The sequence below is a fragment of the Actinotalea lenta genome (genome assembly GCF_030586465.1).
Lineage (GTDB): Bacteria > Actinomycetota > Actinomycetes > Actinomycetales > Cellulomonadaceae > Actinotalea > Actinotalea lenta.
This window is the reverse complement of sequence record NZ_JAUQYP010000001.1, coordinates 2,421,486-2,428,904: the sequence shown is the minus strand read 5'-3', so window position 1 is coordinate 2,428,904 and position 7,419 is coordinate 2,421,486. Positions and strand designations below refer to the sequence as shown.

General features: G+C 68.8%; 6 protein-coding genes and 3 tRNA genes. 5 read left to right on the top strand and 4 right to left on the bottom strand.

Features of this window, described 5'->3' with window-relative positions; genetic code table 11:
• From Q6348_RS11615 to Q6348_RS11605, 3 genes are all read left to right on the top strand, one after another.
• Positions 1-675, top strand: a 675-nt coding sequence (locus Q6348_RS11615) for an electron transfer flavoprotein subunit alpha/FixB family protein (protein WP_304601445.1), incomplete at its 5' end; no start/stop codon positions are given.
• Positions 672-1,451 (top strand): SDR family oxidoreductase, encoded by a 780-nt coding sequence (locus tag Q6348_RS11610; RefSeq protein ID WP_304601444.1) that lies wholly within the window; start codon positions 672-674, stop codon positions 1,449-1,451. The genes Q6348_RS11615 and Q6348_RS11610, both read left to right, overlap by 4 nt.
• 71 nt (positions 1,452-1,522) lie before the next feature.
• Positions 1,523-2,968, top strand: a complete 1,446-nt coding sequence (locus Q6348_RS11605; protein ID WP_304601972.1) for an FGGY-family carbohydrate kinase — start codon at positions 1,523-1,525, stop codon at positions 2,966-2,968.
• Between the two features lie 140 nt (positions 2,969-3,108).
• Here Q6348_RS11605 and Q6348_RS11600 read toward each other — a convergent pair whose 3' ends face one another.
• On the bottom strand, positions 3,109-3,828 hold the full coding sequence (locus Q6348_RS11600; protein ID WP_304601443.1) for a MurR/RpiR family transcriptional regulator: 720 nt from the start codon (positions 3,826-3,828) through the stop codon (positions 3,109-3,111).
• 364 nt (positions 3,829-4,192) lie between these two features.
• Here Q6348_RS11600 and Q6348_RS11595 point away from each other — a divergent pair, with 364 nt between their 5' ends.
• Positions 4,193-5,800 carry a glycerol-3-phosphate dehydrogenase/oxidase gene (locus Q6348_RS11595; protein ID WP_304601442.1) on the top strand — a complete coding sequence of 536 codons (1,608 nt, stop codon included), beginning with the start codon at positions 4,193-4,195 and terminating at the stop codon, positions 5,798-5,800.
• A 166-nt stretch (positions 5,801-5,966) separates the two neighbouring features.
• Here the strand turns inward: Q6348_RS11595 and Q6348_RS11590 are convergent.
• The 3 genes from Q6348_RS11590 to Q6348_RS11580 form a co-directional block, all read right to left on the bottom strand.
• A tRNA-Val gene (locus Q6348_RS11590) sits at positions 5,967-6,041 on the bottom strand.
• Positions 6,042-6,067: 26 nt separating this feature from the next.
• Positions 6,068-6,138, bottom strand: a tRNA-Cys gene (locus tag Q6348_RS11585).
• 37 nt (positions 6,139-6,175) lie between these two features.
• Positions 6,176-6,248 (bottom strand) — tRNA-Gly (locus Q6348_RS11580).
• Between the two features lie 90 nt (positions 6,249-6,338).
• Here Q6348_RS11580 and Q6348_RS11575 point away from each other — a divergent pair.
• Complete coding sequence (locus Q6348_RS11575; RefSeq protein WP_304601441.1) at positions 6,339-7,388, top strand: chorismate-binding protein; 1,050 nt, start codon at positions 6,339-6,341, stop codon at positions 7,386-7,388.
• The last annotated feature ends 31 nt before the right edge of the window (positions 7,389-7,419 follow it).

Below are 7,419 nucleotides of genomic sequence, written 5' to 3'. Positions count from 1 at the left end.
CCACGCGCCGCGGCGCGCCTGCACGCCGGCCTCGTGGCGGACGTGACCGGGGTCGGGCGCGACGCAGACGGCGTCTGGATGACCCGACCCGCTTGGAGCGGTCGCATCCGGGCCACGATCGCCTGCCGGGGGGATGGTCCGGTGATGATGAGCGTGCGGCCGCGAGCGTTCACCGATGCCGATCCGGTGGCCACGACTGCCGAACTCATCGACGTGGACGTCGACGACGACCCCCACCCGCGCGTGCGGTTGATCAGCCGTCAGACCAAGGCGGCGGGGCGGGACATCCGCGACAGCGAGGTGCTGGTCGCCGGCGGCGCAGGGATCGCCGGGGACCTCGACCTCCTCGACCGCCTCGCCGTCGCCCTGGGCGGGGCGGTGGCCGTGAGCCGGCGACCCGTCGACATGGGCCTGGCTCCACGGGCCATCCAGGTCGGCCAGTCGGGCAAGACGGTGCGCCCCCGCCTGTACGTGGCCATCGGCATCTCCGGCGCCTCCCCCCATCTCGCCGGCATCCGGGGCGCCGAGTACGTCGTCTCGGTCAACAAGGACCGCAGCGCCCCGATCTGCAGTGTCTCCGACATCGCCGTCGAAGGAGACGGGCGAGTCTTCATCGAAGGGCTGCTCGAACGCATCGCCGCAACCCGAACGCACACACAAGGAGATGGGTCATGAATGTGACGGATTTCACGATGGACATGTTTTCCCTGGCGGGCAAGAACGCGATCGTCACCGGTGGCAACACGGGTCTGGGTCAGGCCTTCTCCGTGGCGCTTGCCAAGGCGGGCGCCAACGTACTCACCGTCAGCATGGTTGCCGAGGACGGTGAGACCCAGCAGTGGGTCGAGGACTGTGGTGGCGAGTACCTGCACCTGGACTCGGACATCACGGCCGACGGCGAGTGCCGGCGGGCCGTGGACACCTGTGTGACGGCCTGGGGGAGCGTCGATGTCCTGGTCAACTGCGCGGGGATCTCGATCAACATCGAGGACGTGACGCAGTTCACCCGCAGGGAGTGGGACAAGATGGTCGGGGTCAACCTGACGGCCGCCTTCGAGATGACCCACGAAGCCGCGAAGCACATGATCAAGCAGCGCAGGGGCAAGATCATCAACATCGGCTCGCTCTACTCGTTCCTGGGCGGCCAGTGGTCGCCGGCCTACGCGGCCACCAAGCACGGGATCGTCGGCCTGACCAAGGCCATGTGTGACGAGCTGGCGCAGTTCGACGTCCAGGTGAACGCCATCGCGCCCGGGTACTTCAGCACCAAGCTCACGGAGAAGACTCGCAACGACCCGGAGCGGAATGCCGCGATCCTGTCGCACATCCCGGCCAACCGGTGGGGCTGGACGGCCGACCTCATGGGCGCCTGCGTCTTCCTGGCCAGCGACGCGTCGAACTACGTCAACGGCACTGTCCTGACCGTGGACGGCGGCTACCTGATGCGCTGAGCCCCGGCGGGACGACACGTCCCCTCCCTCGACCACCTTCAATGCCCAGACGAAAGGCCCCGGTGACCAGCATGCGGGACGTGTACTTCCTCGGTGTCGACAGCGGCACCCAGAGCACCAAGGTGTCGTTGATCAACCAGAGCGGCGAAGTCCTCCTCAGTGCGAGCGAGTCCCTCAGGCCGATGGTGTCCCGGCAGCGGGGTTGGGTCGAGCATCCCGAGGACGACTTGTGGGACAGCGCCAAGGCCGCCCTCACGAAGCTCATGGCTTCCTTCACCGGGGACGTGTCCGCCATCAAGGGGATCGGCCTGTGCTCGATCCGGTGCTGCCGTGTCTTCCTCAAGAAGGACGGTTCCCTCGCGGCACCGGTGATGAGCTGGATGGACGTTCGGGCGTACGAGCCGTTCGAGGACGATCCGGACATCGGCTACACCGGGTCGACCTCGGGCTACTTGACCTTCCGGCTCACCGGCGAGCTGAAGGACACCATCGCGAACTCCTACCAGTACCAGTTCCCGGTCGACACAGACACCTGGACGTGGTCCGAGGACCCTGAGGTCCAGGCGACGTTCGGGATCCCGAGGGCCAAGCTCCTGGACATGGGTCTGCCCGGCGACGTCCTCGGGCGCGTGTCCGCAGCTGCTGCGCGCGAGACCGGACTGCCGGAAGGCCTTCCCGTGGTCGCCACCGCGAACGACAAGGCCGTGGAGGCCCTCGGGTCGGGGCTCATCGAGCCCCGCGTCGCGCTCCTGTCCCTGGGCACGTACATCACGTCCATGCTCTCCGGCGAGGAGAACCTGCCGGACGGCACCACCTACTTCACCAACCTGTCGTCCATCCCGCATCGCTACCTGTACGAGAGCACGGGCATCCGCGGGGGCATGTGGCACATCTCGTGGTTCAAGAGCGTCATCGGCGAGGATTTCGAACGCAGCGCGCGCGAATCAGGTCGGACGGTGGAGGAGGTCCTCGAGGTCGAGGCTGCCAAGGTTCCCGCCGGATCGGACGGACTCCTGACGCTTCCCGACTGGCTCGCCCCCGCGAGCCAGCTGTACCAGAAGGGCGTCATGATCGGCTTCGATCAGAGGCATACCCGGGGGCACATGTACCGGTCCATCATGGAAGCCCTGGCGATGCGCATGAAGAACAACCTCGATGACATGGTCGGCGACGTCGGGACCGTCCCGGAGAAGCTGATCGTGTGCGGTGGTGGCTCGAACAGCCCGTTGTTCATGCAGATCGTCAGCGACGTCTTCGGGATCCGGACGGTACGCAACAGGGTCAACGGGGCGGCGGGTCTCGGGGCTGCCATCAGCGTCGCGGTGGCGACCGGCGTGTACGACGACTTCCCCCAGGCAGTCGCCGCCATGGTGCACGAGCAGGACGAGTACAACCCGATCCCGTCGAACCGCAGGGTCTACGAGGCCATCAACACGGGGGTCTACCGGGATCTCGTCCCGATGCTCGAGGGGACTCTCATGCAGATGCACGAGGCAGTCGAGGCGGCCCAGGAGTAGGAGGCGCGCTCCCGGCGAGGACGCCTACCACGAGGCTCGGACCGAGCGCGTGGAAGGCGCGATCGACGTCACGCCGAGGCGTCACCGGCCGGCTCCCGACCGCGGAGCCGGCCGTGCGAGCTGAGCTGGCCGCCACCACGTCATCCCTTGGCCGCCGGTCCGAGCTGCCGCAGCCTGCTGATCACTTCTTCGAGGAAGATGAAGAAGACCGTTCGAGTCTTCTCATACGGCTCGAGGGCGTCGGGCTGCTTGTGGTCGCTCAGGACGAGGTAATGGCTGGACGTCTCGAGGAGCTGGGGGTTGAACTCCTCGGACACGATCACCACGTCTGCGCCGTTGGCCCTGGCATCGAGTGCAAGGTCGCCGAAGGATCGGAACTGGCCGGTCGTCGTCAGGATGATGAGAAGGCTGGTCGCGTCCAGCAGGCTGCGCGCCGATTGCTCGTCCGGAGCGGTGGTGACGAAAGCGCTCGAGCACAGATGCAGCTTGTACTCGAAGTAGCGGGCACAGATCAGGGACGGCCCGTAGCCGAACAGGGTGATCTTCTGGTGCCGCTGGATCAGGCGGGCAAACTCATCGACCGCGGCGATGTCGAAATCGTCGATGACCTTCTTGAGGCGCTCGAGCTCGGCGAGGGCCGGCTTGAGGGGCTGCTCCCCGGTCGAGAGGACGTGCAGGAAATCCTTGTACCCGCTGAACCCCGCTTTTCGCACTGCCCTGGAGACCTGAGACATCGAGCAGCCGCAGATCTCCGCCGCCTCCCGGATCCGCAGCGACGGATTGCGCTTCCCTTCGGTCAGGAGCTGGTCGACGATCCGCTGGTCCACGGGGTTCAGCTTCGTCGTGTCGAGGTTGAGCATGACTCCTCCGGTCAGCACCGCCGTTGCCATTCGCCTTGAACCGGCGATTGTCGGCTACCAGTCGTTCGCCGTTCGTTCCGTGGCAGATCGAGCACCGTGGCTTCATCCTGCCGTGGCGTAGTAGCAGGATAGAGGTCCCGCCGTGGGCGTGTTCGCGGTGCGAAACCCGGCGCGAGTCCGCTGATATCAGGGTTACCGGATTGCCGTGTGATGGAGACTGGGCACATGACGCGGGTGTGCCGGGGTGGATGAGCGCGCCGGCCGATGGCCGTCCGGGGTGACGGGGCGATCTGCCCGCCGCAGACGGGCGGCCGTCGCGGGCCGCGCCGAACCGGTCCCCTTCCAACGAGACGCGGCTGTGGAGATGATCTCCACGTCCCTGCTCGACGTCCTGGTCATCGGTGGTGGGATCACCGGGGTCAGTGTGGCGCTGGACGCCGCCATGCGAGGGCTTCGGGTCGGACTCGTCGAACGGGATGACTTCGCGTCCGGGACGTCGTCCGCGTCGTCGAAGATGGTCCATGGTGGCTTGCGCTACATCGAGCAGAGAGAGTTCCGGATCGTCTACCACTCCCTGCTCGAGCGACAGCGGATGTACGAGCGTGCTCCCCACCTGGTTCGTCGGTTGCCGTTCCTGTTCCCGGTGCGCCGGGAGGCCGGCCCCCTCGGGCTCCGGATGGCGAAGGGGTTCGAAGGGCTGCTGGTCGCCTACGACGCGGCGGGCGGCTGGCGCATCGGTCGGCTCCACCGCCGTCTCGGCCCGGACGAGACCCTCGCGCACTGTCCGACGTTGCAGCCCGACGGACTGCGCGGCGGCCTCCTGTTCTTCGACACCCGGACCGACGACGCCCGCCTGACGCTGAGCGTCGCCCGAACCGCCGCACACGAGGGTGCGATGCTCGCCAACCACTGCGAGGTGTCCGGGCTGGAGGACTACGTGCCGAGCCGACCGCGCGTGGTCCACCTGACGGTGCGCCATGCCGACGGCAGCACCAGCCGGCGCACGGCACGCGCGCGCGTGGTGGTGAACGCGACGGGCGTGTGGAGCGACGAGGTGAACGCACTCAGCGGCGGCGCCCGGCCGCAGCGGATCCGGCCCGCCAAGGGCGTCCACGTGGTTGTCCCGTGGGAACGGGTGCGGAGCCAGTCCGGGCTCGTCTTCCCGATGCTGGGTGGGCTGCGAGGAAGGGGCGGGCGGGGGTTCGTCGTCCGTTGGGGGGACTACGCCTACCTCGGCACGACGGACACCGCCTACCAGGGCGATCTCGACGATCCGCGATGTGAGCGGCACGAGGCAGAGCTTCTGCTCGAGTCGCTCAACGGGGTGCTCACCACCGACCTGAGCCTCGCCGACGTGACGGGAACCTGGGCAGGGTTGCGGCCGCTCATCGACACCGGGAAGGGCGACACCGCTGAGCTCAGCCGCGAGCACGACATCGTCGTCGCGAACGGCATCATCACGGTCGCCGGTGGAAAGCTCACGACGTCGCGCTCCATGGCCGAGCAGGTCGTCGACCGGGCCTGCACGCTCCTGGAGATCCGTCGGCCTTGCCGGACCTCGCACTCATCGCTGGTCGGTGGGGCCGGCTTCGACGCCGAGGCCGTCGAGGCGACCGGCGGTGTCTTCGCGCACCTGTCAGGGCGCTACGGCACCGAGGCCCGGTTCGTGCAGGACATCAGCGCGGCGGATTCGGCCATGGCTGAGCCCATCGCCCGGGGGTTGCCCTACATCTGGGCGGAAGCGGTCTTCGCCGTGCGTCATGAGATGGCCGCGACAGTCTTCGACGTGCTCTCGCGCCGGATCCCGGCGCGCCTGCTCAACTCGGCTGCGGCCGCTGCTGCGGCCCCTGAGGTAGGACGACTGCTTGCGAGCGAGCTGGGTGTCCCGGACGAGGAGATCGCCCGGCAGGTGGACGAGTTCCTCGACGACGTGGAACGCGAGCACCGTGAACTGCGGGCAGCGTCGGACTGAGTGGACCGCTGCGTGTGACGTAGGCCCACCGAGACCCCAGGCATCGGCGTCAGCACGGGCCAGCGGGGCTGCGGTCCGGTGGACGGTGCCGCGCCGCACCGAGAGGGCCGGGTGCGGTCTTCAGGCGCGATGACGAAAGCCCCAGGCCGCTGACCTGGGGCTTTGCTGGTGGGCGATACTGGGATCGAACCAGTGACCTCTTCCGTGTCAGGGAAGCGCGCTCCCGCTGCGCCAATCGCCCGGGGACCTGCAGGATACTGCTCTGCGAGGTGGAGACGGGATTCGAACCCGTGTATACGGCTTTGCAGGCCGCTGCCTCGCCTCTCGGCCACTCCACCGATGAGGCCTGCGTCCACGAGGTGGATGTCGCCTCCGAGCGGACGACGGGACTCGAACCCGCGACCCTCACCTTGGCAAGGTGATGCTCTACCAACTGAGCCACGTCCGCGCTGCACCTCGCCTGGGGCGTTGTGCGCATCGGGAACTGTAGTCGACGTCCTCGCCGGGAGTCCAACTCGGCGCTCGCTACGGTGTGGCGATGACCCGAACGGTGCTCGAGGCGGGTGGCGACGGCTGGGCGGTGTTCGGGGGGCGCCGGGCGCATCAGGTGGTGGACCACGTCGACCTGCGCCTCGACCGGGTGACCGAGGGATTCTGGGCCGTGGTCGCGGAGTTCGAGGGTCCGGCCCGTGCGTGGCGCTTCGCGGAGGTCGAGAGGTACCGCGCGCCGGGGGGCCCGCCCATGTGGCGGGGCCCGCGGGCGGGGGAGTGGACCACATCGCTCGACCGGGCCGCCTACGTCGAAGGTGTGCGGGCGGTCCGGCGCGCGATCCGGGACGGGGACGTGTACCAGGTGAACCTCTGTCGCGTGCTGAGCGCTCCGCTGGCGCCCGCAGCCGGCGAGCCGGACGCGGCCGCCCTCGCCGCCCGGCTGTCCGCGGGTAATCCTGCGCCGTACTCGGGTGCGCTCCACGTGCCGGGCGGCGGCGACCACCCGGCGGTGTGGATCGTCACCGCGTCGCCGGAGCTGTTCCTGCGGATCGGGGACGGCTGGATCACCTCGGGTCCGATCAAGGGCACCGCCGCGACGATCGAGGGGTTGACGGCCAAGGACGCCGCGGAGAACGTGATGATCGCGGACATGGTGCGCAACGACCTGCAGCGGGTGTGCCTACCCGGCACGGTGGAGGTGACCCGGCTGCTGGAGGTGGAGCCGCACCCCGGCCTGGTGCACCTGGTCACGACGGTGCGTGGGGCGCTGACGGACGCGACCTGGCCGGCCGTGCTCAGGGCGACGTTCCCGCCGGCCTCGGTGTCCGGCGCTCCCAAGCACGCCGCACTCGACCTCATCGCCAGCCTCGAGCCGGTCCCGCGCGGCCCGTACTGCGGTGCGGTCGGCTGGATCGACGCCGACGAGCGCCGGGCTGAGCTCGCGGTGGGCATCCGGACGTTCTGGTGGGCCCCGGAGGGTGGGGGGGTCCTCCGGTTCGGTACCGGAGCAGGGATCACCTGGGACTCGGACCCGGACGCGGAGTGGGCCGAGACCGAGCTCAAGGCCGCGCGGCTCGTCGGCCTCGCCAGCCGCTGACTCTGCGCGAGGATGGCACTCGGGGAAGGAG